A 26,271-nucleotide genomic window follows, 5' to 3' on the forward strand; every position below is an offset into this window, starting at 1 on the left:
CGGCATCGTAGACCGCTACAATTACCGACTTTGTCGCAACGCTTGGAGCTCAACCTTCCGTGCCCGTTCTGCGTCTACCGCTTCTCCCTGCCGCGGCAGGTAAACAGCACTGGGGCAACCTGCCCGGTGCCGCCCTGAGCCTGGCCATCGCCGAGGCCGCCAGCGCTGCCAAGCGCTTTACCCTGCTGCTGACCGCCGACAGCCAAAGTGCCGAACGGCTGGAACAGGAGCTGGCTTTCTTCGCCCCGGAATTGCCCGTACTGCACTTTCCCGACTGGGAAACCCTGCCCTACGACCTGTTCTCGCCGCACCAGGACATCATTTCCCAGCGCATCGCCAGCCTGTACCGGTTGCCGGAACTGAGCCATGGCGTGCTGGTGGTGCCGATCACGACCGCCCTGCATCGCCTCGCGCCGACCAAATTCCTGCTCGGCAGCAGCCTGGTGCTGGATATCGGCCAGAAGCTCGATGTCGAGCAAATGCGCACCCGGCTCGAAGCCACGGGCTATCGCTACGTCGATACGGTGTATGAACACGGCGAGTTCACCGTTCGCGGTTCGCTGATCGATCTGTTCCCGATGGGCAGCAAGCTGCCGTATCGCATCGATCTGTTCGACGACGAAATCGAAACCCTGCGCACCTTCGACCCGGAGAACCAGCGTTCGATCGACAAAGTCGACTCGGTCAAGCTGTTGCCGGCCAGGGAGTTTCCGCTGCAGAAAGAAGCGGTCACCCGTTTCAAGGCGCGGTTCCGCGAGCGTTTTGACGTCGACTTCCGCCGTTGCCCGATCTTCCAGGACTTGAGCAGCGGGATTACCCCGGCCGGTATCGAGTACTACCTGCCGCTGTTCTTCGAAGAAACTTCGACACTGTTCGATTATTTGCCCCAGGACACGCAAGTGTTTTCCCTGCCGGGCATCGAGCAAGCCGCGGAAAACTTCTGGAACGATGTGCGCAATCGCTATGAAGAACGCCGCGTCGACCCGTCCCGCCCTTTATTGCCGCCCGCCGAACTGTTCCTGCCGGTGGAAGACTGCTTCGCGCGCCTGAAGAACTGGCCGCGCGTGGTGGCCAGTCAGCAGGATGTAGAAAGCGGTGGCGGTCGCGAGCGCTTCCCGGCTCGCGAGTTGCCCAACCTGGCGATCGAAGCCAAGGCCACTCAGCCAATGGCGGCACTGGCCGGCTTCCTCGACCAGTTCCCCGGTCGCGTGCTGTTTACCGCCGAATCGGCAGGCCGCCGCGAAGTGTTGCTGGAGCTGCTGGAACGCCTGAAGCTGCGACCGAAAACCGTCGACAGCTGGCCGGACTTTGTCGCCGGCAAGGAACGGCTGGCGATCACCATCGCCCCGCTCGACGAAGGCTTGCTGCTCGATGACCCGGCCCTGGCCCTCGTCGCCGAAAGCCCGCTGTTCGGCCAGCGCGTGATGCAGCGCCGTCGCCGCGAAAAACGCGCCGATGCCAACAACGATGCCGTCATCAAGAACCTCACCGAGCTGCGCGAGGGTGCGCCGGTGGTGCACATCGACCACGGTGTCGGCCGCTACCTGGGCCTGGCGACCCTGGAAATCGACAGCCAGACCGCTGAATTCCTCGCCCTGGAATACGCCGAAGGCGCCAAGCTTTATGTGCCGGTGGCCAACCTGCACCTGATCGCCCGCTACACCGGCAGCGACGATGCCCTGGCCCCGCTGCATCGCCTGGGCTCCGAGACCTGGCAGAAAGCCAAGCGCAAAGCCGCCGAACAGGTGCGTGACGTGGCCGCCGAGTTGCTCGACATCTATGCACGTCGCGCTGCCCGCGAAGGCTACGCTTTCGCCGATCCGAAGGCCGACTACGCCACCTTCAGCGCCGGTTTCCCGTTCGAAGAAACCCCGGACCAGCAAACCACCATCGAAGCGGTGCGCGAAGACATGCTTGCGCCCAAGCCGATGGACCGCCTGGTGTGCGGCGACGTCGGCTTCGGCAAGACCGAAGTGGCAATGCGCGCCGCGTTCATTGCAGTGCACGGCGGTCGCCAGGTGGCGATCCTGGTGCCGACCACCCTGCTCGCCCAGCAGCACTACAACAGCTTCCGCGACCGCTTTGCCGACTGGCCGGTGAGCGTGGAAGTGATGAGCCGCTTCAAGTCGGCCAAGGAAGTGAATGCGGCGGTCGCGGACCTGGCCGAAGGCAAGATCGACATCGTCATCGGCACGCACAAGCTGCTGCAGGACGACGTGAAGATCAAAAACCTCGGGCTGGTGATCATCGACGAAGAGCACCGTTTCGGTGTCCGTCAGAAAGAACAGCTCAAGGCCCTGCGCAGCGAAGTCGACATCCTGACCCTGACCGCCACGCCGATTCCGCGCACGCTGAACATGGCGGTGTCGGGCATGCGCGACCTGTCGATCATCGCCACGCCGCCGGCCCGTCGCCTGTCGGTACGCACCTTCGTCATGGAGCAGAACAAGAGCACGGTCAAAGAGGCCTTGTTGCGTGAGTTGCTGCGTGGCGGCCAGGTCTACTACCTGCACAACGACGTGAAAACCATCGAGAAATGCGCTGCCGATCTGGCCGAACTGGTGCCGGAAGCACGGATCGGCATCGGCCACGGGCAGATGCGCGAACGCGAACTCGAACAGGTGATGAGCGACTTCTACCACAAGCGCTTCAACGTGCTGATTGCCTCGACCATCATCGAGACCGGCATCGACGTACCGAGCGCCAACACCATTATCATCGAGCGTGCCGACAAGTTCGGCCTGGCACAGTTGCACCAGTTGCGCGGCCGGGTCGGACGCAGCCACCACCAGGCGTACGCCTACCTGCTGACGCCGCCTCGCCAGCAAATCACCCCGGACGCGGAAAAGCGCCTGGAAGCAATTGCCAACACCCAGGACCTCGGCGCTGGCTTCGTGCTTGCCACCAACGACCTGGAAATCCGTGGCGCCGGCGAACTGCTCGGCGACGGCCAGAGCGGGCAGATCCAGGCCGTCGGCTTCACGCTGTACATGGAAATGCTCGAGCGCGCGGTGAAGTCGATCCGCAAGGGCGAACAGCCAAACCTCGATCAACCGCTTGGCGGCGGTCCGGAAGTCAACTTGCGGGTACCGGCGTTGATCCCGGAAGACTACCTGCCGGATGTCCATGCCCGCCTGATTCTCTACAAGCGCATTGCCTCGGCCACCGACGAGGACGGCCTCAAGGATTTGCAGGTGGAGATGATCGACCGTTTCGGCCTGTTGCCGGAACCGACCAAGAACCTGATCCGCATCACTGCATTGAAATTGCAGGCCGAGCAACTGGGTATCAAGAAAGTCGATGGCGGCCCTCAAGGCGGTCGCGTCGAGTTCGCCGCACAGACGCCGGTCGACCCGCTGACCCTGATCAAACTGATCCAGAGCCAGCCAAAACGCTACAAGTTCGAAGGTGCCACGATGTTCAAGTTCATGGTTCCGATGGAGCGCCCGGAAGAGCGCTTTAATACTGTAGAGGCGCTTTTCGAGCGCCTCGTTCCGAAAACTGCTTGAAGGACGCCGCATGCGCCTGTTTCGCTCACTGACCCTGCTGACCCTGTTGATGCCAGCGCTGGTCGCACCCACGGCATATGCCGATGACCTGTATCAGGTCGAAATGATTCTGGTCCGTCAAAACACCGTGCCGGCAATCGTCAGTCGCGCCGCGCCGGAAGACTGGGCCGCTGGCGCCCAACCGGTCAACCCCGACAGCCTGCGCACGCCAAGCCTCAATGGCGAGGTGGAAAAACTCACCAGCAGCGCTGACTACACGGTGTTGCTGCACAAGGCCTGGCAACAGCCCCTCGGCGAAACCGCCAGCAAAGTGGCGATCAGCGACGGCAAGGAACAGTATGGTCAGTACCCGATCGAGGGCACACTGAACATGAAACTGGGGCGCTTTACCGACGTCGACGCCGATTTCTGGGTCAACCAGATCGATGCCAATGGCATGGTGACGGCCAGCGAGCGCTTGAAACAGGAAAGCCACACCAAAAACGGCCAATTGAACTTCCTCGACAACGGCCACCTCGGCCTGCTGATCAAGATCACCTCGCTGACCGCCCCCGCCCCCCGAGCAGCTCCCGAAGAAATTCCGGACTGATTCCCAATGTCCGCGACCCTGAGCAAACCCCTGGCACCGTCCTGGGTCAGCCGATTCAAGGAACAGAGCCTGGAGCGTGGCCGCCGCTACGCGCTGGAGAATCGTGTCAGGATCGTCGAAGCCGGCGACGCTACCATCGTCGCCGCGTGTGAAGGCTCGGGCGGTAACGTTTACCGTCAGACCATTCGTCTGCGAGAGTCAGCCAAGGGCACTTTGCTGATGGTCGACGCCACCTGCTCCTGCCCGGTCCACAGCAACTGCAAACATTGCGCGGCGGTGCTCCTGCAAGTGCAGGAAACCCTCGACTACCCCGCTGCCGCCAAAGATGCCGAACTCCTGGAAAAACTCCAGGCGGTCCTGGAAAACCGCAGTCCGAAAGCACCGCCGCAAGTGCTGGTGGACAATGTGCAGCCCGTTCCGCGCCTGTGGCTGGCCAGCATCGAGTTCAGCGCGTTCGAACCGCGCAACGGTCGAATGCAGCGTTACATCCAGCATCGCGCGGCGCTGTCTTTCAGTTACCTGGACGAGTACGTTTCCGGGCAGAAAAACACCGACATCCTGATTCGTCAGGAAACCCAGACACTGCGGATAAAACGCCACCCGGAAGTGGAACAGTCCTACCGAGAGCAACTGCGAATCCTCGGCTTCAAAATCGCCACCCGGCAAAGCAAGGCCCTGCCGGAAAGTGCCGGCGAGCTGTTCGAGATGGTCAATGACAGCGCCTGGCTGACCTTTACCCTCAATGAACTGCCGAAGTTGCGCACCCAGGGCTGGGAATTGCAGATCGACGAGGAATTCGGTTTCGACCTGACGGCGGTAGACGACTGGTACGCCACGGTCGAACAGGCACCGGAACGCGACTGGTTCGACCTGGAACTGGGGATCATCGTCAACGGCGAACGCCTGAGCCTGTTGCCGATCCTGCTCAACCTGATGCGCTCCCACACCGAAATCCTCAACCCGGAGCGCCTTGCCCGACGCCGCGACGACGAGCTGATCCTGGTCAATATCCCCAATCGCCCGAACTCCGGGCACGGCCCGCTGCAAGTCGCCCTGCCCTTCGGCCGCTTGAAACCGGTGCTGGCCACCCTCGGCGAGTTCTACTTGCAGGAGCCCGGCGACACCACGCTGCGCCTGAGCAAGGCCGATGCCACACGCCTGAACCCACTGGAAGACATGCCACTGCTCTGGGAGGGTGGCGAACAGATCCGCACCTTTGCCCAGCGCCTGCGCGACATCAAGGACCACACGGCCGTCGCCCCGGACGGCCTGAATGCGACGTTGCGTCCGTATCAGCTTGAGGGCTTGAGCTGGATGCAATCGCTGCGGCAGCTGGAAGTGGGTGGAATCCTTGCGGATGACATGGGCCTGGGCAAAACCCTGCAGACACTGGCGCACGTCCTGAGCGAGAAAAACGCCGGTCGTCTCGATCGTCCGTGCATGGTGGTGATGCCGACCAGCCTGATCCCCAACTGGCTCGACGAAGCGGCGCACTTCACGCCGCAGCTCAAGGTACTGGCGCTGTACGGTGCCAGCCGCAAAAAACACTTCGACAAGCTGGCCGACTACGATCTGATCCTGACCACCTATGCGCTGCTGCCCAAGGATGTCGAACGCCTGGCGGCGCAGCCCTTGCACATACTGGTGCTGGACGAAGCGCAATACATCAAGAACCCGACCAGCAAGGCCGCCCAGGCTGCCCGCGAGCTCAATGCCCGGCAGCGCCTGTGCCTGAGTGGCACGCCGCTGGAAAACCATCTCGGTGAACTCTGGTCGCTGTTTCACTTCCTGCTGCCCGGCTGGCTGGGCGACGTCAAAAGCTTCAACCGCGATTACCGCGTGCCGATTGAAAAACGCACCAGCGAGGTCAGGCTCCAGCACCTCAACGGCCGGATCAAACCTTTCCTGCTGCGCCGCACCAAGGAACAGGTTGCCACCGAGTTGCCGCCGAAAACCGAGATCATCCACTGGATCGAACTCAATGAGGCCCAGCGCGACGTGTACGAAACCATGCGCCTGGCCATGGACAAGAAAGTCCGCGACGAGATCACCCGCAAAGGCGTGGCCCGCAGCCAGATCATCATTCTTGAAGCCCTGCTCAAGTTGCGACAGGTGTGCTGCGATTTGCGCCTGGTCAACGAGGCGACCCTGCCAAGCCGTGGCAGCACGTCAGGCAAGCTCGATAGCCTGATGGAAATGCTCGAGGAATTGTTCGAGGAAGGTCGGCGGATCCTGCTGTTCTCGCAGTTCACTTCAATGCTGTCACTGATCGAAGACGAACTGAACAAGCGCGGCGTGGCCTACGCTCTGTTGACCGGCCAGACCCGCGACCGCCGCACACCGGTGAAGGAATTCCAGAGCGGCAAGCGTCAGATTTTTCTGATCAGCCTGAAGGCCGGTGGCGTTGGCCTGAACCTGACCGAAGCGGACACGGTGATTCATTACGACCCGTGGTGGAACCCGGCGACGGAAAACCAGGCGACCGACCGCGCGTATCGTATCGGCCAGGAGAAGCCGGTGTTCGTCTACAAACTGATTGCGCGCGGCACGGTGGAAGAAAAGATTCAGCACCTGCAAAAGGAAAAATCCGACCTCGCGGCCGGCGTATTGGATGGGCGCAAGGCCGGGGACTGGAAACTGCAGAGCGATGATATCGAGGCGCTGTTTGCGCCGCTGCCGGAAAACCTCGAAAAACGTTGAGACATTCGGTGCCTGATCCGGCCTCTTCGCGAGCAAGCCCGCTCCCACAGTGGTTTTGTGTTGCCTCCACTGTTGAAGCTAAACACAATTCGAATGTGGGAGCGGGCTTGCTCGCGAAGGAGTCGACTCGGTGTATCGACTGATCAGCCCTTGAGCACCCGCGCCAGCGTCGACTTCACCTTGCCCATGCCGTCATGCAATGCCTGCTCGATCTCGGCCATGGTGATCACCGCCGTCGACTTGCCCGCCGCCGGGTTCACCACCAGCGCCAGGCAGGCGTAATCGAGTTCCAGCTCGCGGGCCAAGGCGGCTTCCGGCATACCGGTCATGCCGACGATGTCGCAGCCATCGCGCTCCAGCCTGGCGATTTCAGCCACCGTCTCCAGGCGCGGCCCTTGAGTGCAGGCATACACGCCATGACTGCTGTAGCCCACGCCTTCCGCCGCCAATGCCGCAATCAGTTGCTGACGCAACGGCTCGCTGTAGGGGTAGCTGAAGTCGATATGGGTGACGTGCTCCAGGTCATCGGCAAAGTAGGTGTGCTCACGACCGCTGGTGTAGTCGATCAACTGATGCGGCACGCAGAAATGCCCGGTGCCCATCGCGGCATGGATGCCGCCCACGGCGTTGACTGCCAGAATGGCTTCGGCACCGGCCTGCTTCAGCGCCCAGAGGTTGGCGCGGTAGTTGACCTGATGCGGTGGAAAACGATGGGGATGACCGTGACGCGCGAGGAACAGTACTTCCTTGCCGGCATACTCGCCGATCTGAACGTCGGCCGAAGGTGCGCCATAAGGCGTGTCCACTGCCAGTGACTGGCGAATGCTCAGGCCTTCGAGTTGAGTCAGGCCTGTGCCACCGATAATCGCGTAAACCGTCATAACGAACAGTCCTTAATCAATCAATTGAGCTTCTTTGAGCGCGCCGACAGCGGCCAGCCAGCGCGGGTCTTGACGGTATTCGGTGCTGGCAAACGACTGGCCGCGCATCCGCGCAATGCGCTCCGAAGGCTTGACCTTCAGACGCTGGGCAGCGCTCAGGGCCAGTTCGGCGGCCGCACGGTCGTTGCACACCAGGCCCATGTCGCAACCGGCAGTCAGCGCCGCTTCGATACGGCTTGCAGCATCGCCGACCACGTGAGCGCCCGCCATGGACAGGTCGTCACTGAAGATCACGCCATCGAACTGCAATTCGCCACGCAGGATGTCCTGCAACCAGCGGCGGGAGAAACCGGCGGGCTGGGAATCGACTTGTGGATAAATGACGTGGGCCGGCATGACCGCGGCCAGTTGCTTGCTCAGCTTGGCAAACGGCACCAGGTCATTGGCGCGGATCTCGTCGAGGCTGCGTTCGTCGTTGGGAATCGCGACGTGAGAATCCGCTTCAGCCCAACCGTGGCCGGGGAAGTGCTTGCCGGTGGCGGCCATCCCGGCGCTGTTCATCCCGCGGATGAATGCACCCGCAAGCAAGGCAGCGCGCTCGGGATCGCCTTCGAACGAACGGGTGCCGACAACGGCGCTGCGCTGGTAATCCAGGTCCAGCACCGGGGCAAAGCTCAGGTCCAGGCCAACGGCCAACACTTCGGTGGCCATGATCCAGCCGCACTGCTCGGCCAGGTATTCGGCGTTCGGGTTGTCGGCAATGGCGCGCATGGCGGGCAATCGCACGAATCCCTGGCGCAGGCGCTGCACGCGGCCGCCCTCTTGATCCACCGCCAACAGCAGATCGGGACGAATGGCGCGAATGGCCGCACTCAGCTCGCGCACTTGACGCGGATGCTCGATGTTGCGGGCAAAGATGATCAGGCCACCCACTTCGGGCTGGCGCAACAATTGGCGATCTTCAGCCGTCAGCCAGGTACCGGCGACGTCCACCATCAACGAGCCTTGCAAGCCAGCAGTCATAGAAATTCCTTGATAACAGAAAACCCGGCCCACACGAATTCGCCGCCAGACACTGTGCCCGGCAGGTCGGCGATTTCAATGGGAAACGGGTTCAGAACGAGAGTCGGCATGGGCGGCTAGCTTAGCGGATGTCAGCTGCCGCGCCCACCCGTGTGCGGTTAAACCTTGGCGGCAACCGGTGTCGATTTGCTACGCGGACGCAACTGGGCCGTGGCCATGGCCGTGTCGGTAACGCCGGATTCGGCGCGCATGCCGGCAGCCAGGAACGGCACCATCAGGCGCATGACCTGCTCGATCGAGGTGTTCACACCGAAATCGGTTTCGGCAATCGCGCGCAAGGCCTTGATGCCGGACATGCTGAACGCCGCCGCACCCAGCATGAAGTGCACGCGCCAGAACAGTTCGATAGGTGGAATACGTGGCGCTGCTTCGTTGACCAGCATCATGTAGCGGCGAAACACCTTGCCGTACATGTCTTCCAGATAACGACGCAAGTGCCCCTGGCTCTGACTGAACGCCAGCCCCAGCAAACGCATGAAGATAGACAGGTCGTTGCCACTGCGCGGCTGCACCACCAGTGCCTGCTCGACGAGGATTTCCAGCAACTCTTCGAGTGTCGGCTTGATTTCAGGCTTGGCCTGACGCCGCTCCAGCTCTTTATCGAGGCTGATGCAGAATGGCCCGAGGAACCGCGAGAAAACCGCTTGAATCAACGCCTTCTTCGAACCGAAGTGATAGTTCACCGCCGCCAGGTTGACACCCGCCTTGCTGGTGATCAGACGCAACGAGGTTTCGGCGAAACCTTTTTCCGCGAACAACTGCTCGGCGGCATCAAGAATGCGTTCAACGGTTTCCGACTGGGCCATGGCTACTCCGCCTGACAAACACTTGTTTGAAACATACGTTTCAGCCTGTGCATTGTCAAGTCTGGCAGTTCGTTTCGGGAATGGTCGGTCAGACATTTAACCACACAACGGCATAGCTTCAATCCACCGGCTGTTTGACCGTCCGGCGGCGACTGAAAAATGGAGCATTGCCAAGACCGCCTTACTGTATATAATCCCAGTCACTGTATAAAAAAACAGAGCGATCGATATGCTAAAGCTGACGCCACGACAAGCAGAGATTCTGGCCTTCATCAAGCGCTGCCTGGAAGACAACGGGTACCCACCCACCCGCGCGGAAATCGCTCAGGAACTGGGTTTCAAGTCACCCAATGCGGCGGAAGAACACCTCAAGGCACTGGCCCGCAAGGGTGCAATCGAGATGACGCCTGGCGCCTCCCGTGGCATCCGCATTCCCGGCTTCGAAGCCAAGACCGACGATTCCACCCTGCCGATCATTGGCCGGGTAGCAGCTGGCGCCCCGATTCTTGCGCAGCAACACATCGAAGAGTCCTGCAACATCAATCCCGCCTTCTTCCATCCGCGCGCCGACTACCTGCTGCGCGTCCATGGGATGAGCATGAAGGATATCGGCATTTTCGACGGCGACCTGCTGGCGGTCCACACCACCCGCGAAGCCCGTAACGGCCAGATCGTCGTTGCGCGGATCGGCGACGAAGTGACCGTCAAGCGCTTCAAGCGTGACGGCAGCAAAGTCTGGCTGATCGCCGAGAACCCCGAGTTCGCCCCTATTGAAGTGAACCTTCAAGACCAGGAACTGGTGATCGAAGGCTTGAGTGTCGGCGTCATTCGCCGCTAAAGGAGGCACCATGCAGTTCCCACAGACATCACCACAGCAAACCCAACTGCCGTTGTTCGAAGCGTTCATGGCACAGCCATTGGCGCCGATCCTGAAAGACGTAGTCGAGTCCCCCTGGAGCGCCGAACCTGACGCTTTCAGCGAGCTGTCACTGCGTGGTGCAGCCGGGAACTGCCTGAGCCTTCTGGCACCGATCCTCAGGGAATTGAGCCAGGACCAGGACGCACGCTGGCTGACACTGATCGCGCCACCCGCCAGCCTGACTCAAGCCTGGCTGCGAGATGCCGGCCTTAACCGCGAGCGCATTCTGCTGCTGCAACCGCGGGGCACCCAGAGCGCCCAGCAACTGACTTGCGAAGCCCTGCGCCTGGGTCGTAGCCACACGGTGGTCAGCTGGATCAACCCGCTGAGCCCCCAATCGCGACAACAACTGATCAGCGCCGCCCGTACCGGGGACGCTCAGAGCCTGAATATTCGACTGGGTTAACCGGCGGACAAACGCGTGATTCACCGCGCAAGGCTTCTCCAGGGGCAGAGAAGCCGATGAGTAACGACATCAGGAAAAGCGACAGGCGGCGGTCAATGAAGAACCCGCGACCCCTCTTCCTTGTCGAATTCGCCTTCAACCAGGCGACCGGCCATCTGAACACCGACGCTCAACATCGCCTTGGCGACTTCCACGTGCTGCCCTTGCAGGAATGCCTTGGCGTCCTCGGAGAAATCCAAAGTAACCAGAGAACCCTCGTCCTCGGCCCTGCGCAGCTCGATACGGCCGTCTGGTAACTCGACAATTTCTAGAAAGGACGTTGGCATAAAGGACTGTTCTCCACGAAAGGCGGGGATTATATAGGCATCGGCCAGGCTTCGCTCGGGATCTTGACCAGATGCCATCCCAAAACTGTTTCTGTCAGCACTCGTTCAAGCCTTCGCGAAAGCGGATCGCCAGCGCTTTCAGGTTCTGACGCCAGCTCTCCAGCTCCTCCCGACTCAGCTCTTGCGGCGCGTCCTCTTCATCCAGATTGACAGCCAGGATCAGTGGCTGGGTCACGTCGCCTTTTGGCTTGTGGGGCGCGCGCGGCGGCTGAAACAACGCAGCATGGGCAGCCAACAACTTGGCCAGCCAGGTCTCCGGGTTATTGGCCAGCTCGACCAGCTCAGCCATTTCCGGAATGGCGATGGTGTCCAGCACCTCGCGAGTCAGCAACAACTCTGCACGGGGCGCATTGGCCTGAGGCAAGCGATAGAAACCGGCGATCTCGTGACACAGGCCCAGCAGCGCGCCGTACAGATGAAACAGCGCGGATTCGCGCCCAGCCTGGATCAGCGCCAGCGAATTCATCGCCCGCCCCTCTTCAGTGCGGGCCAGCGCTTCGAGCGACAAGCCGGCGAAATAAATCTTCTGATTGGTGCGGGTATACAGTTCGTGGGCCATGACGGCAGCCTCCACAACGAAATAATTGCTTCACGCAGGTCTGACAGTGTCGTGGATCAGCCGATCCGACCGCAAGCCCAAAACAAAAAAGCCGCATGAAAACCCGAGGGTTCTCATGCGGCCTTGCGCACTGACTGTAGGAGCGAGCTTGCTCGCGATGGTCGTCAACGATGACGCGGGCCTTCAGAATGCCCGCGTTGCTCTCAGGTCCATCGCGAGCAAGCTCGCTCCTACAGGGGGCGCGGCTTTAAGCCTTGGCTGCCGGACGCTTGTCTTCGACCGCCCACTTGCCGCCATCGTAGAACGCTTTCCAGCCAGTCGGCTTACCGTCAACCTCGGTCTGCACGTACTGCTCCTTGGTCTTGCGGCTGTAACGGATCACGGCTGGCAGACCATCCGGATCTTTCTTCGGCGCTTCGCAGAGGAAGTGATACTTCGGATCGATCTCATCCTTGTGCGGGATGATTTCCATCACCAATGGAGCACGAGTCTCGCGGTTTTTCGGGAACTGGCTGGCCGCCAGGAACAGACCGGATGCACCGTCGCGCAGAATGTAGGTGTCGTTGACCTTTTCGCACTTCAGCTCAGGCATCTTCACCGGATCCATCTTCGGCGGCGCCGCATCACCACTCTTCAGCAGTTTGCGGGTGTTCTTGCAGGTGGCATTGGTGCAACCGAAGAACTTGCCGAAACGGCCGGTCTTGAGCTGCATCTCGCTACCGCACTTGTCGCACTCCAGGCTCGGACCTTCATAGCCCTTGATGCGATAGGTGCCCTCTTCGATTTCGTAGCCATCGCAATCCGGGTTGTTACCGCAGATGTGCAGCTTGCGCTTCTCATCGAGCAGGTAGGCGTCCATCGCCGTGCTGCAGATCGGGCAGCGATGCTTGCCACGCAACACCAGCGACTCCGACTCACCCTCGTCGTCCGCAGCGATTTCATCGCCCGGCACCAGGTTGACGGTGGCCTTGCAGCGCTCTTTCGGCGGCAGGCTGTAGCCCGAGCAACCGAGGAACACGCCGGTCGACGCGGTACGGATCTGCATCGGGCGACCGCAGGTGGTGCACGGAATGTCAGTCATGACAGGCTGATTGGCCCGCATGCCGTGTTCCGGGCTTTCGGCTACTTCGAGTTTCTTCTTGAAGTCGCCGTAGAACTCGTCGAGCACGTTTTTCCAGTCGCGTTCGCCCTGGGCCACGTCATCGAGATGCTCTTCCATGCCGGCGGTGAAGCCGTAGTCCATCAGGTTGGAGAAGCTTTCGGCCAGACGCTCGGTGACGATGTCGCCCATCTTTTCCGAGTAGAAACGACGGTTGTGCAGCGCCACGTAGCCGCGGTCCTGAATGGTCGAAATGATCGCCGCGTAGGTCGAAGGACGACCGATACCGCGCTTTTCCATTTCTTTTACCAGGCTGGCTTCCGAGTAACGCGCCGGCGGCTTGGTGAAGTGCTGGGTCGGATCAAGCTTGATCAGCTTCATCGCGTCGCCCTGGGCCATGTCCGGCAGTACGTCGTCATCGCCTGGCTTGGCGATTTGCGGCATGACGCGGGTGTAACCGTCGAACTTCAGGATGCGGCCCTTGGCGCGCAGCTCGAAGTCGCCGGCACCGACAGTGACCGTGGTCGACAGGTATTGCGCCGGCAGCATCTGGCAGGCGAGGAACTGGCGCCAGATGAGCTCGTAGAGGCGCTCAGCATCACGCTCCATGCCCGACAGCTTGCTTGGCTCGGTATTGGCGTCGGACGGACGAATCGCTTCGTGAGCCTCTTGTGCGCCTTCCTTGCTGCTGTAGACGTTCGGGGTTTCCGGCAGGTATTTCTTGCCGAATTCGCCTTCAATATAGGCACGCGCCATCGCCACGGCATCAACCGAAAGGTTGGTGGAGTCGGTACGCATATAAGTGATGTAGCCAGCTTCGTAAAGACGCTGGGCCATCATCATGGTCTTCTTCACACCGAAGCCCAGGCGATTGCTTGCGGCTTGCTGCAAGGTGGACGTGATGAAGGGTGCCGACGGCTTGCTGCTGGTCGGTTTGTCTTCGCGCTTGACGATGCTGTAGGTGGAAGCCTTGAGCTTCTCCAGCGCGGCCATGGCCTGGGTTTCATTGAGCGGCTTGAAGGCTTCGCCTTTCTCGCGGGCCACGTCGAAGCGCACGGTCGCGCCTTTTGCGGTGCCGAGGTCGGCGTGAACTTCCCAGTACTCTTCCGGGTTGAACGCGCGGATTTCACGTTCGCGCTCGACCACCAGCTTCACGGCAACCGACTGCACGCGACCGGCGGACAGACCGCGAGCGATCTTGGCCCACAGCAGCGGCGAAACCATGTAACCCACCACGCGGTCGAGGAAGCGACGCGCCTGCTGGGCGTTGACGCGGTCGATATCCAGCTCGCCTGGTTTCGAGAAGGCTTCCTGAATCGCCTTCTTGGTGATTTCGTTGAACACCACGCGCTTGTAGCGGGTGTCGTCACCACCGATGGCTTCGCGCAGGTGCCAGGCAATGGCTTCCCCCTCGCGGTCCAAGTCGGTTGCGAGATAGATGGTGTCAGCATCCTTGGCGAGCCGGCGCAGCTCTTCGATGACTTTTTCCTTGCCCGGGAGGATCTCGTACTTGGCTTTCCAGCCATGATCCGGATCGACACCCATGCGCGCGACCAGCTGCTTGCGCGCTTTTTCTTTCGGCGACAGTGCCGGCGCTTCACCCGCAGCAGCCTTGCCGCGCTTGGCGGCTGGCTCTTTGCTGGCGCTAGCCGAACCGCTGGTGGGCAGGTCTCGGATATGGCCGATACTCGACTTCACCACGTATTCGTTGCCCAAATACTTGTTGATGGTCTTGGCCTTAGCCGGGGATTCCACAATGACCAGCGATTTGCCCATGGATCAGAAAATTCCTGAATTCGAGAAGTGAAAGGCGGTTGGCGCCTGACGCGGCACCGCTATATATAGTGGCTACAAGATGAGGTCAAGCGCAGGGCTCTGCGCGCACTCCCCTTATGGCTGCGGAAAAACGCTCGGTTCGGCCTGCACCAAAGCAAAGCGTGGCACCTGTTCGCCGTCAACCTCGACGGACTCCAGGAACATGCTCAAGGGACGCACCCAAAAGCCGTAATCGCCATACAGGGCTTGGTAGAAGACCACTTCTTCTTCGGTTTCCGAATGCCGCGCAACACTGAATACGCGGTACTGCGGACCTTTGTAATGTTGGTAGAGCCCAGGTTGTATCGGCATGCTTTGGCCCTCACTCAAATTTTTTCAAAATAAAAAAATAAATCCGGAAAAACAAAAACCGGGGCACTTGGCCCCGGCTTCCATCAACGAGACGCTTAAACGCGTTCGAAGACGGTGGAGATGCCTTGGCCGAGACCAATGCACATGGTGGCTACCCCGAAGGTACCGCCATTCTGCTTCATCACATTGAGCAAAGTGCCGGAGATACGCGCACCGGAGCAACCGAACGGGTGGCCCAGGGCGATCGCGCCGCCGTGCAGGTTAACCTTCTCGTTCATCTTGTCGAGTACTTTCAGATCTTTCAGCACTGGCAGGGCCTGTGCGGCGAAAGCTTCGTTGAGCTCGAAGAAGTCGATGTCGGAAATGCCCAGACCCGCGCGCTTCAGTGCTTTTTGTGTGGCCGGTACTGGACCATAGCCCATGATTGCCGGATCCACACCTGCCACTGCCATCGAACGAATCACCGCCAGAGGCTGGATACCCAGATCCTGCGCACGCTGCGCCGACATCACGATCATGCACGAGGCACCATCGGTGATCTGCGACGAGGTACCGGCTGTCACGGTGCCGCCCTTCGGATTGAACGCCGGCTTCAGAGCCGCCAGGCTTTCCAGGGTGGTTTCCGGACGAATGGTTTCGTCGTAGTCGAAGGTTTTCAGGAAACCGTTCTCGTCGTAGCCCTGCATCGGGATGATTTCGTCTTTGAACTTGCCTTCCACGGTCGCCTTGTGGGCGAGTTGGTGGGAGCGCACGCCGAAAGCGTCCTGTTGCTCGCGAGTGATGCCGTGCATCTTGCCCAGCATTTCCGCGGTCAGGCCCATCATGCCCGAGGCTTTCGCCGCGTACAGCGACATGTGCGGGTTCGGATCGACACCGTGCATCATGCTCACGTGACCCATATGCTCGACGCCACCAACCACGAAAACGTCACCGTTGCCGGTCATGATCGCTTGCGCGGCAGTGTGCAGAGCGCTCATGGACGAGCCACACAGGCGGCTGACGGTCTGGCCGGCCGAAGTGTGCGGGATCTGGGTCATCAGCGACGCCATGCGTGCGATGTTCCAGCCCTGCTCCAGGGTCTGGTTCACACAGCCCCAGATCACGTCTTCGACTTCGTTCGGGTCGACCTTGACGTTACGTTCCAGCAGTTTGCTGATCAGGTGCGCCGACATGTCTTCGGCACGGGTGTTGCGGTGCATGCCGCCCTTGGAGCGGCCCATCGGAGTACGACCGAAGTCGACAATCACGACGTCTCTAGGATTCAAGCTCATAAGTTCACTCTCACTCTAGTTGGGGGCGCTTAACCGAAGAAGCTCTGGCCGTTCTTGGCCATTTCGCGCAGCTTCGCGGTCGGGTGGTACAGCGCGCCCAAATCAGCGTACTGGTCAGCCAGGGCAACGAACTCTGCCACACCGATCGAATCGATGTAACGCAGCGCACCGCCACGGAATGGAGGGAAACCAATACCGTAGACCAGACCCATGTCGGCTTCGGCAGCGGTTTCGACGATGCCGTCTTCCAGGCAACGCACGGTTTCCAGGCACAGCGGGATCATCATCCAGTTGATGATGTCTTCGTCGGTGACTTCGCGCTGCTCGTAAACGATCGGCTTGAGCACTTCCAGTACCGAAGGATCGGCAACCTTCTTCTGCTTGCCTTTCTTGTCGGTCTCGTAGGCGTAGAAGCCCTTGCCGTTCTTCTGGCCCAGGCGCTTGGCTTCGTAGAGCACGTCGACGGCCGAGCGACGGTCGTCCTTCATGCGGTCCGGGAAGCCTTCAGCCATCACGTCACGACCGTGGTGACCGGTGTCGATGCCGACCACGTCCATCAGGTACGCCGGGCCCATAGGCCAGCCGAATTTTTCCATGATCTTGTCGATACGGACGAAGTCCACACCGGCGCTGACCAGCTTGGCGAAACCGCCGAAGTACGGGAACAGGACGCGGTTGACCAGGAAGCCCGGGCAGTCATTGACCACGATCGGGTTCTTGCCCATTTTCTTGGCGTAGGCAACGGTGGTGGCAACAGCCAGCTCGCTGGACTTCTCGCCACGGATCACTTCCACCAGCGGCATCATGTGCACCGGGTTGAAGAAGTGCATGCCGACGAAGTTTTCCGGACGCTTGAGGGCCTTGGCCAGCAAGGTGATGGAAATGGTCGAGGTGTTGGACGCCAGGATGGTGTCCTCCTTGACCTTGTCTTCAACTTCGGCCAGTACCGCTTGCTTGACCTTCGGGTTCTCGACGACCGCTTCGACCACCAAGTCCACGTGACCGAAGTCGCCGTACGACAGGGTTGGACGGATGCCGTTGAGCACTTCAGCCATTTTCGCGGCGGTCATGCGACCTTTATCAACGCGGCCGACCAGCAGTTTGGCGGCTTCGGCCAGCCCCTGCTCGATACCGTGCTCGTTGATGTCCTTCATCAGGATCGGCGTGCCTTTGGAAGCCGACTGATAGGCGATACCGCCACCCATGATGCCGGCGCCCAGTACGGCGGCCTGCTTCACGTCCTTGGCGATTTCGTCGTAGGCCTTGGCCTTTTTCTTCAGTTCCTGATCGTTCAGGAACAAGCCGATCAGGCTCTGCGCAGCAGAGGTCTTGGCCAGTTTGACGAAACCTGCAGCTTCAATTTCCAGCGCCTTGTCGCGACCGAAGTTCGCGGCTTTCTGGATGGTCTTGATCGCTTCAACCGGCGCCGGGTAGTTCGGACCAGCCTGGCCGGCCACGAAACCCTTGGCGGTTTCGAAAGCCATCATTTGTTCGATGGCGTTCAGCTTCAGCTTTTCCAGCTTCGGCTGGCGCTTGGCCTTGTAGTCGAACTCGCCGGAGATGGCGCGCTTGATCAGTTCCAGTGCGGCATCCTGCAGTTGCTCAGGAGCAACCACGGCGTCGACGGCGCCGACTTTCAGCGCGTCTTCAGGACGGTTTTCCTTGCCGGCGGCGATCCATTCGATGGCGTTGTCGGCACCGATCAGGCGCGGCAGGCGCACAGTACCGCCGAAGCCCGGGTAGATGCCCAGCTTGACTTCCGGCAGACCGATCTTGGCCTTGGTGGACATGACGCGGTAGTCCGCCGCCAGGCACATTTCCAGACCGCCACCCAACGCGATGCCATTGATCGCGGCGACGGTCGGGACGTTGAGGTCTTCGAAATCGCTGAAAATCTTGTTGGCTTCGAGGTTGCCAGCAACAAGTTCTGCATCCGGCAGCTTGAAGTTGTCGACAAATTCGGTGATGTCGGCGCCGACGATGAACACGTCCTTGCCACTGCTGACGATCACGCCCTTGATCGAAGCATCTGCCTTGATGGTGTCTACGGCCTGACGCAGTTCGTTCAGGGTTAGACGGTTGAACTTGTTGACGGACTCACCCTTGAGGTCGAACTTCAGTTCGACGATGCCACTTTCAAGAGCCTTAACCGTGATGGCTTTACCTTCGTAAATCATCAACTGATCTCCACGATATGGAAGCTGAACAGTACACGTCGGACGCAGGCGAATGGCTTGGCAAGGACGTTGATCGTCAATGCTACGCCCATTCCCCCGGCACACCCGCCAACGCGATAGTCGGGATTCTGTAGGAGCGGTCTGAAATACAAACGCTCAATTCATACGCCCGTTTGATTTGGGTACGTCACCTTCACGGAATTTCCGACAATTGTCAATCGCCCGAAACATGGGTTGAAACGCGACTTTCCGGTCATATCCGTACTGCGAAGACCTTAAACACGCTTGAGCATGCAAGGTCATTCATAGAATCAATTGTTAGAAAGTTCGCCCTAATTCGCTGCAGCCCGTGTTTAACAAACTACGCTGGCGGAACCCAGGGGAAAATTGTGAACGCTTTTGGCGAATGCCCAGCGTAAGATCAGCCAACACCGTTTTTACCGGCCTGCCTGGCCAACTCCAGCCCGATGATGAATGTCGGGCTTTTTATTGCCTGCGAAAAACACCTGTAGGAGCGAGCCTGCCCGCGATGGACGTCAACGATGACGCGGGAAGCCTGGCACCCCGCGGCGCTCTCAGGTTCATCGCGAGCAGGCTCGCTCCTACAGGGGGGTCGGGTTTCAGGCGAGGGCTTTGAGGGTGGCGTCGATCTGCTGCAACACCTCAGCCTCGCCCTTCTCGCCCCAGTACAACGTGATCATTTGCTTGTCCGCCTCGACTTTGTAGACGTTGGCCGGCAATTTTTCGAAATGATCGAGCAGTGCCCTGTCTTCACAGATTTCCTGCCATTGATTGACCCAGACACCCGGTGATTTTTGCCAGTAACTCCAGCACGCCGGCTGATTGCCACGTCGAGGACGATGGTACTGGGCGCAGGGGCTCGGCGGCTCCTGGCTGAGCCAGTGCGGCCACTCCTGAGGCGCCAATTGCATGGCCAGCCCGATGCGCCGAGCCTCCATCCGCAAGGCGATGCGCCCGCTCTGAACTCGCGACGGCCGCAACCATGCCAGCGGACTCAGCACCACCAGCAGGATTGACACCACTATCCAGACCGTCATATCTGTACTCCCGAATTTGAATGAGCCCATTGTGTCACTTTGGAACCAATGCGCTTGAAACCAGCCATACTTACCAATATTGCATCCCTCAGGAGGAGCACCTCATGCCCTACAACCATATTCTGGTCGCTGTAGATCTGACCGAAGAGTGCGACCCTGTGATTCACCGCGCTCGCGAACTGTCGGTGAGCAACGGTGCGAAATTGTCGCTGGTGCACATTGTCGAGCCGATGGCGATGGCCTTCGGCGGCGACGTGCCAATGGACCTGTCACAACTGCAACAGCAGCAGTTCGATCAGGCCAAGGAGCGCCTTGACCGCTTGATCCTGAAATACCCGGAGCTCTCCAGGGAATACAGCCACCTGACCTACGGCCAGCCACGCCAGGAGATCCACCATCTGGCCAAGGAGCAAACCTGCGACCTGATCGTGGTGGGCAGCCATGGCCGGCATGGTCTGGCACTGTTGCTGGGCTCCACCGCCAATGACGTGCTGCATGGCGCGCCTTGCGATGTGCTGGCGGTGCGCCTGCAAAACAAAAGCTGACAACACCCCCCTGTAGGAGCGAGCCTGCTCGCGATGGTCGTCAACGATGACGCGGGCAGCCTGACACCCCGTGGCGCTCTCAGGTTCATCGCGAGCAGGCTCGCTCCTACAGGGGGATTGCATTTCATATGAAAAGCCCGGCGTTCATCACTGAACGCCGGGCTTTTTTTGTTACCGGATCAATCAGGCATCCAGCTCGGCCCAACGCTCGACCATGATGTCGAGTTCAGCCTGCAACTGCTCCAGCTGAGCAATCACCGCAGCCGTTTCGGCCGCCGGACGCTGATAGAAGCCGGCATCCGCCATCTGTGCTTCAACGGCGGCAATCTGCTGCTCCATGGCCTCGATCTGCCCCGGCAACGCCTCCAGTTCGCGCTGCAATTTGTAGCTGAGCTTTTTCTTCGCCACTGGCGCTTCGACAGCTGCCGCAACCGGCGCAGGCTCGGCCTTCACCACCGCGGAGTTCAGGTCTGCCTTGCCGGACTTGCTCTCGGTCACGCCCAGCAGACGCGGCGAGCCGCCCTGGCGCAGCCAGTCCTGGTAGCCACCGACGTACTCGCGAACCTTGCCTTCACCTTCGAAGACCAGGGTACTGGTGACCACGTTGTCGAGGAATGCCCGGTCGTGGCTGACCATCAGTACGGTGCCGTTGAAGGTCAGCAAGACCTCTTCCAGCAGCTCGAGGGTTTCGACGTCGAGGTCGTTGGTCGGTTCGTCGAGTACCAGCAGGTTCGCCGGCTTGCTGAACAGCTTGGCCAGCAACAGACGGGCACGCTCACCACCCGAAAGCGCCTTGACTGGCGTGCGGGCACGCTGCGGGCTGAACAGGAAGTCGCCGAGGTAGCTCAGCACGTGGCGGCTCTGGCCGTCGATATCGATGAAGTCGCGACCTTCGGCCACGTTGTCGATCACGGTTTTTTCCAGATCCAGCTGATGGCGCAACTGGTCGAAGTAGGCGACATCGATCCGGGTGCCCTCTTCCACTTTGCCGCTGGTCGGCTGCAAGCCGCTGAGCATCAGCTTCAGCAGGGTGGTCTTGCCGGTACCGTTGGCGCCGAGCAGACCGATACGGTCGCCGCGCTGCAGCACCATGGAGAAGTCCTTGATCAGGAACGGACCGTCCGGGTGAGCGAAACTCACGTTATCAAGGACCATGACCTGCTTGCCGGACTTGTCGGCGGTTTCCAGCTGGATATTGGCCTTGCCGGTACGCTCACGACGCTCGCTGCGCTCGACACGCAAGGCTTTGAGCGCACGTACACGACCTTCGTTACGGGTGCGACGGGCCTTGATGCCCTGGCGAATCCACACTTCTTCCTGGGCCAGGCGCTTGTCGAACAGCGCGTTGGCGGTCTCCTCGGCCGCCAACGCGGCTTCCTTGTGCACAAGGAAACTGGCGTAGTCGCCGTTCCAGTCGATCAGGCCGCCGCGATCCAGTTCGAGGATGCGGGTTGCCAGGTTCTGCAGGAAAGAACGGTCGTGCGTGATGAACAGCACGGCGCCCTGGAAATCCTTCAGCGCCTCTTCAAGCCAGGCGATGGCACCGATGTCCAGGTGGTTGGTCGGTTCGTCGAGCAGCAGCAGGTCCGGCTCGGACACCAGGGCCTGGGCCAGCAGGACGCGACGACGCCAGCCGCCGGACAACTCGGCGAGGGTCTTGTCGGCCGGCAGTTGCAGGCGGCTCAAAGTGCTGTCGACGAGGGTCTGCAAGCGCCAGCCATCGCGGGCTTCGAGGTCGTGCTGGACGTGCATCAGCTTGTCCAGATCGGCGTCAGTGACGATGTTCTGGCTCAGGTGGTGATATTCGGCGAGCAAGGCGCCAACGCCGTCCAGGCCTTCGGCCACCACGTCGAACACTGTCCGCTCGTCGGCCACCGGCAATTCTTGCGGCAATTCGCCGATCTTGAGCCCGGGTGCGCGCCAAACGGAGCCGTCATCGGGCTTCTGGTCGCCCTTGACGAGCTTCATCATGCTGGACTTGCCAGTGCCGTTGCGGCCGATGATGCACACCCGCTCACCACGGGCGATCTGCCAGGACACCTTGTCCAACAACGGCATAGCGCCGAAAGCAAGGGACACATCGCTGAATTTGAGCAGGGTCATGAGCTTCTCCAAAAACCGGGCGCGCATTCTACCTGACTTGAGGCTTCAGAAGGCCGGCAATTTCACTCTCGTAGCACTCTGCATGACAAATGTTGCGAACTGATGCGGGAAGACCCGCAAAGCTTTCACCGGCTGCTGGCAAAAGGCTAAGCTACAGACAATTCAGCGCGGGCCTGGCCCGCGCTTGTCATGATTTTTCTCTGCCCGGACGTCTCATGCGCAGTCGCCTTTTCAATCTTTTATCTGCTTTTTTACTGTCTGCCGCTGCCGTTCAATCCGCCCAGGCGGTGGACCTGTCCACCCAACGCCAGTATTACGATGAAGCCAAGCGCGCCCTGGCCAAGGGCGATAGCGGCCCGTATTTCCGTTACAGCCAGGCCCTCGCCGATTATCCGCTGGAACCCTACCTGGCGTACGACGAGCTGACAGCGCGCCTGAAAACCGCGAGCAACGCCGAAATCGAGAAATTCCTCGCCGAACACGGCGACCTGCCCCAGGCCAACTGGATGAAGTTGCGTTGGTTGCGTTGGCTGGCGGAACGGGGCGACTGGGCGACCTTCGTCAAGTACTACGACCCGAAAATGAACTTCACCGAACTGGACTGCCTGAATGCGCAGTACCAGATCAGCCACAACCTCAAAGCCGAAGGTTACGCCAACACTGAAAAGCTCTGGCTGACCGGTAAATCCCAGCCCGAAGCCTGCGATGCCCTGTTCGGCATGTGGGCCGCCGATGGCCAGTTGACCGAGCAAAAACGCTGGGAACGCGCGAAACTCGCCGCCCAGGCACGCAACTACCCCCTGGCCAACAGCCTGATCAACGGCATGACCACCCTCGCCCCTCGCGGTCGCTTGCTGGTGGACGTGGAGCAGAAACCGGAACTGCTCAACCAGCCGTCACGCTTCACCCCGGCCGATGAAGCCATGTCCGATGTGGTCAGCCTCGGCCTGCGCCGCCTGGCTCGTCAGGACCCGGACAGGGCCATGAACCTGCTCGACGGTTACGCCAGCAGCATGCATTTCTCCCGGGATGAAAAAGTGGCGATCGCCCGGGAAATCGGGCTGACCCTCGCCAAACGTTTCGACAGTCGAGCCCTGGACGTCATGACCAAATACGATCCGGAACTGCGCGACAACACGGTTTCCGAATGGCGCTTGCGCCTGCTCCTGCGCCTGGCACGCTGGGACGATGCCTATCAGTTGACCCGCCGCCTGCCCCAGGACCTGGCCACCACCAACCGCTGGCGTTACTGGCAGGCCCGCACCCTGGAGCTGGCGCAACCGCAGAACCCGGAAGCCCAGACCCTTTATCGAAGCGTGGCTCGTGAGCGCGACTTTTATGGGTTCCTCGCGGCGGATCGCTCGCAGTCACCCTATTCGCTGAACAACAAGCCGCTGGTGATGAGCCAGGCGCTGATCAACAAAGTGCGCAACACCCCCGGCATACGTCGTGCCCTGGAGTTCCACGCTCGCGGGCAAATCGTCGACGGGCGCCGCGAGTGGTACCACGTCAGCCGTCACTTCAGCCGCGACGAAATGGTCGCCCAGGCCAAACTGGCCTACGACCTGAAATGGTACTTCCCGGCCATTCGCACCATCAGCCAGGCGCAGTACTGGGACGATCTGGATATCCGTTTCCCGATGGCCCACCGCAACACGCTGGTGCGTGAAGCGAAGAATCGCGGCCTGCATCCGAGCTGGGCGTTCGCCATCACTCGCCAGGAAAGCGCCTTCATGGAAGATGCCCGCTCCGGGGTCGGCGCCTCGGGCCTGATGCAACTGATGCCCGCCACCGCCAAGGAAACCGCACGCAAGTTCAGCATTCCCTATAGCTCGCCACAGCAACTGTTCAACCCGGACAAGAACATCCAGCTCGGCGCCGCATACCTGAGCCAGGTGCACAGCCAGTTCAACGGCAACCGCGTCCTCGCCTCCGCCGCCTACAACGCCGGCCCGGGCCGAGTGCGCCAATGGCTGCGCGGTGCCGATCACTTGAGTTTCGACGTGTGGGTGGAAAGCATTCCGTTCGACGAAACCCGCCAATACGTGCAAAACGTGCTGTCGTATTCGGTGATCTATGGCGAGAAGCTCAACTCACCGCAGCCGATCGTGGATTGGCATGAGCGGTATTTCGACGATCAATGATCACTGCAGGAGCGAGCCTGCTCCCGATGGACATTAGAGTGCCGCTGGGTGTCAGGCATCCCGCGTCATCGTTGACGACCATCGCGAGCAGGCTCGCTCCTACAAGAGTTCCCCGGCGTTAATCAATCCATCACTGAACTGCAGCGCCGCCAACCGCGCATACAACGCATTGCTGGCAATCAGCTCCAGATGCGTGCCCACCGCCACCAGTTTCCCCTGGTCCATCACCGCAATTCGGTCGGCGTTTTTCACCGTGGCCAGGCGATGGGCGATCACCAGGGTGGTCCGGTTTTTCATCAGTGTCGGCAGCGCCTGCTGGATCAGGTGTTCGCTTTGGGCGTCAAGGGCGCTGGTGGCTTCGTCCAGGAGCAGGATCGGCGCGTCCACCAGCAGCGCACGGGCAATGGCCAGGCGTTGGCGCTGGCCGCCGGACAAGCCGAGGCCGCCGTCCCCCAGATGAGTCTGGTAACCATTGGGCATGGCTTCGATAAAGTCATGGGCGTAAGCGACTTTTGCCGCTTCCTGTACCTCGGCCAACGTCGCCTGCGGATTGCCGTAGCGAATGTTTTCTTCAATGCTGCCGAAAAACATCGCCGGGGTTTGCGACACCAGGGCAAAACAGCGACGCAGGTCCAGCGGGTCGAGTTGAGTCAACGGCACGCCATCGAGCAGGATGCGCCCCTCGGCCGGGTCGTAAAAACGCAGCAGCAAGTCATACACCGTGGATTTTCCGGCCCCCGATGGTCCGACCAGCGCCAGCGTCTCACCGGCATTGACGGTCAGGCTCAACCCGTCGACAGCATAATTTTCCGGCCGCGACGGGTAGGAAAAACGCACATTGTGCAGTTGTAGTTGGCCATTGACCCGCTCCGGCAGCTTCACCGCGCCCGCCACCGGCGGCAGGATGATGTTTTCCGAACGCAGCAACTCGGCAATCCGCTCGGCCGCGCCGGCTGCCCGCTGCAACTCGCCAATCACTTCGCTCAACGTACCGAACGCGCTGCCGACAATCAGGCTGTAGAACACGAACGCCGCCAGCTCGCCAGCGGAAATTCGCCCGGCGATGACGTCCATGCCACCAACCCAGAGCATCACCCCGACCGCACCCAAGACCAACACGATCACCAGGGTAATCAGCCAGGCCCGCTGGAAGATGCGCTTGCGCGCGGTGTTGAACGCCTCTTCCACCGTCACGGCAAACCGTCGCTCGTCCTGGGCCTGATGGTTGTAGGCCTGCACGGTCTTGATCTGCCCCAGGGTTTCGGACACATAACTGCCGATATCGGCAATCCGGTCCTGACTCAGGCGTGAGAGGTTACGCACCCGGCGTCCGAAAATCAGGATCGGCGCGATCACCAGGGGCAAGGCAACCACCACGATGCTGGTGAGTTTGGGGTTAGTGATGAACAGCAGGACGATCCCACCGATCACCATCAGCAAATTGCGCAGGAACAATGACAGCGAAGAACCGATGACCGATTGCAGCAGCGTGGTGTCGGCGGTCAGGCGGGACTGGATTTCCGAGCTGCGATTGTCTTCGTAAAACCCCGGGTGCAGGTAAATCAGATGATTGAACACGTTGCGGCGGATATCGGCGACGCAGCGCTCGCCGATCCACGACACCAGGTAAAACCGTGCAAAGGTTCCGATCGCCAATCCCGCCACCAGTAACATGAACAGACCGATGGACTGATTGAGCAGATGCGGTGACTGGGTCATGAACCCCTCGTCCACCAGCAGGCGGATGCCTTGCCCCATGGACAAGGTGATGCCAGCGGTGACGATCAACGCCAGCAAGGCGCCAAAGGCCTGCCAGCGATATGGCGCGATGAAGCGACTGGCCAGGCGAATGGCACGGCGGTGACGGGCAGAGAGCATCGTAATCATCCTGGACAAGGCAGTCATTAGG

Annotated in this window: 19 protein-coding genes; 7 read left to right on the forward strand and 12 right to left on the reverse strand. The window is 60.6% G+C overall.

All coding sequences use genetic code 11. The features are described from left to right. The first annotated feature begins 59 nt into the window (after positions 1-59). The 3 genes from mfd to KGA98_RS15925 are packed head-to-tail and all read left to right on the forward strand — an operon-like array spanning position 60 to position 6,798. Entirely contained in the window at positions 60-3,509 is a 3,450-nt protein-coding gene (mfd, locus tag KGA98_RS15915; RefSeq protein ID WP_150812435.1) for a transcription-repair coupling factor, read from the forward strand. 10 nt (positions 3,510-3,519) lie between these two features. After that, a complete protein-coding gene (locus tag KGA98_RS15920; RefSeq protein ID WP_150812434.1) occupies positions 3,520-4,098 on the forward strand; it encodes a CsiV family protein in 579 nt (192 codons plus the stop codon). A 6-nt stretch (positions 4,099-4,104) separates the two neighbouring features. Further along, a complete protein-coding gene (locus tag KGA98_RS15925; protein ID WP_150812433.1) occupies positions 4,105-6,798 on the forward strand; it encodes a DEAD/DEAH box helicase in 2,694 nt (897 codons plus the stop codon). Between the two features lie 143 nt (positions 6,799-6,941). Here KGA98_RS15925 and KGA98_RS15930 read toward each other — a convergent pair whose 3' ends face one another. The 3 genes from KGA98_RS15930 to KGA98_RS15940 form a co-directional block, all read right to left on the reverse strand. Beyond that, complete coding sequence (locus tag KGA98_RS15930; RefSeq protein ID WP_007974037.1) at positions 6,942-7,679, reverse strand: S-methyl-5'-thioinosine phosphorylase; 738 nt, start codon at positions 7,677-7,679, stop codon at positions 6,942-6,944. A gap of 12 nt (positions 7,680-7,691) precedes the next feature. Continuing rightward, complete coding sequence (nagZ, locus tag KGA98_RS15935) at positions 7,692-8,702, reverse strand: beta-N-acetylhexosaminidase (protein WP_056722002.1); 1,011 nt, start codon at positions 8,700-8,702, stop codon at positions 7,692-7,694. 158 nt (positions 8,703-8,860) lie between these two features. Beyond that, on the reverse strand, positions 8,861-9,568 hold the full coding sequence (locus KGA98_RS15940; protein ID WP_007974041.1) for a TetR/AcrR family transcriptional regulator: 708 nt from the start codon (positions 9,566-9,568) through the stop codon (positions 8,861-8,863). Between the two features lie 229 nt (positions 9,569-9,797). Here KGA98_RS15940 and lexA point away from each other — a divergent pair, with 229 nt between their 5' ends. Both lexA and sulA read left to right on the forward strand, forming a co-directional pair. Then, positions 9,798-10,406, forward strand: a complete 609-nt coding sequence (gene lexA, locus KGA98_RS15945; protein WP_150812432.1) for a transcriptional repressor LexA — start codon at positions 9,798-9,800, stop codon at positions 10,404-10,406. 10 nt (positions 10,407-10,416) lie between these two features. Next, a complete protein-coding gene (gene sulA, locus KGA98_RS15950) occupies positions 10,417-10,893 on the forward strand; it encodes an SOS-induced cell division inhibitor SulA (RefSeq protein WP_008052977.1) in 477 nt (158 codons plus the stop codon). 92 nt (positions 10,894-10,985) lie between these two features. On the opposite strand, the gene KGA98_RS15955 is transcribed toward sulA, so the two are convergent. The 7 genes from KGA98_RS15955 to KGA98_RS15985 form a co-directional block, all read right to left on the reverse strand. Further along, entirely contained in the window at positions 10,986-11,219 is a 234-nt protein-coding gene (locus KGA98_RS15955; RefSeq protein ID WP_046041430.1) for a hypothetical protein, read from the reverse strand. A gap of 94 nt (positions 11,220-11,313) precedes the next feature. Continuing rightward, positions 11,314-11,838 carry a DUF6586 family protein gene (locus tag KGA98_RS15960; RefSeq protein WP_150812431.1) on the reverse strand — a complete coding sequence of 175 codons (525 nt, stop codon included), beginning with the start codon at positions 11,836-11,838 and terminating at the stop codon, positions 11,314-11,316. A gap of 247 nt (positions 11,839-12,085) precedes the next feature. Next, positions 12,086-14,713, reverse strand: a complete 2,628-nt coding sequence (gene topA, locus KGA98_RS15965) for a type I DNA topoisomerase (RefSeq protein WP_223502767.1) — start codon at positions 14,711-14,713, stop codon at positions 12,086-12,088. Positions 14,714-14,827: 114 nt separating this feature from the next. Further along, a complete protein-coding gene (locus KGA98_RS15970; protein WP_057715655.1) occupies positions 14,828-15,064 on the reverse strand; it encodes a DUF1653 domain-containing protein in 237 nt (78 codons plus the stop codon). A 95-nt stretch (positions 15,065-15,159) separates the two neighbouring features. Beyond that, positions 15,160-16,335, reverse strand: coding sequence for an acetyl-CoA C-acyltransferase FadA (gene fadA / locus KGA98_RS15975; protein WP_008023006.1), 1,176 nt, complete (start codon positions 16,333-16,335; stop codon positions 15,160-15,162). Between the two features lie 29 nt (positions 16,336-16,364). After that, positions 16,365-18,512: a fatty acid oxidation complex subunit alpha FadB gene (fadB, locus tag KGA98_RS15980; RefSeq protein WP_057715656.1), complete on the reverse strand. Its 2,148-nt coding sequence runs from the start codon at positions 18,510-18,512 to the stop codon at positions 16,365-16,367. A 620-nt stretch (positions 18,513-19,132) separates the two neighbouring features. Next, complete coding sequence (locus tag KGA98_RS15985; RefSeq protein WP_090454096.1) at positions 19,133-19,570, reverse strand: hypothetical protein; 438 nt, start codon at positions 19,568-19,570, stop codon at positions 19,133-19,135. Positions 19,571-19,674: 104 nt separating this feature from the next. Between KGA98_RS15985 and KGA98_RS15990 the strand changes: the two genes are divergently transcribed. Next, positions 19,675-20,115: a universal stress protein gene (locus tag KGA98_RS15990; RefSeq protein ID WP_046041383.1), complete on the forward strand. Its 441-nt coding sequence runs from the start codon at positions 19,675-19,677 to the stop codon at positions 20,113-20,115. Between the two features lie 183 nt (positions 20,116-20,298). Here the strand turns inward: KGA98_RS15990 and KGA98_RS15995 are convergent, their stop codons facing one another. Beyond that, on the reverse strand, positions 20,299-22,218 hold the full coding sequence (locus KGA98_RS15995; RefSeq protein ID WP_008022990.1) for an ATP-binding cassette domain-containing protein: 1,920 nt from the start codon (positions 22,216-22,218) through the stop codon (positions 20,299-20,301). 215 nt (positions 22,219-22,433) lie between these two features. Between KGA98_RS15995 and KGA98_RS16000 the strand changes: the two genes are divergently transcribed. Next, a complete protein-coding gene (locus KGA98_RS16000; protein WP_223502768.1) occupies positions 22,434-24,362 on the forward strand; it encodes a transglycosylase SLT domain-containing protein in 1,929 nt (642 codons plus the stop codon). Positions 24,363-24,461: 99 nt separating this feature from the next. Here KGA98_RS16000 and KGA98_RS16005 read toward each other — a convergent pair whose 3' ends face one another. Then, on the reverse strand, positions 24,462-26,249 hold the full coding sequence (locus tag KGA98_RS16005; protein ID WP_223502794.1) for an ABC transporter transmembrane domain-containing protein: 1,788 nt from the start codon (positions 26,247-26,249) through the stop codon (positions 24,462-24,464). Positions 26,250-26,271 lie beyond the last annotated feature (22 nt).

The sequence above is a fragment of the Pseudomonas sp. BF-R-24 genome (assembly GCF_019947335.1).
Lineage (GTDB): Bacteria > Pseudomonadota > Gammaproteobacteria > Pseudomonadales > Pseudomonadaceae > Aquipseudomonas > Aquipseudomonas jessenii.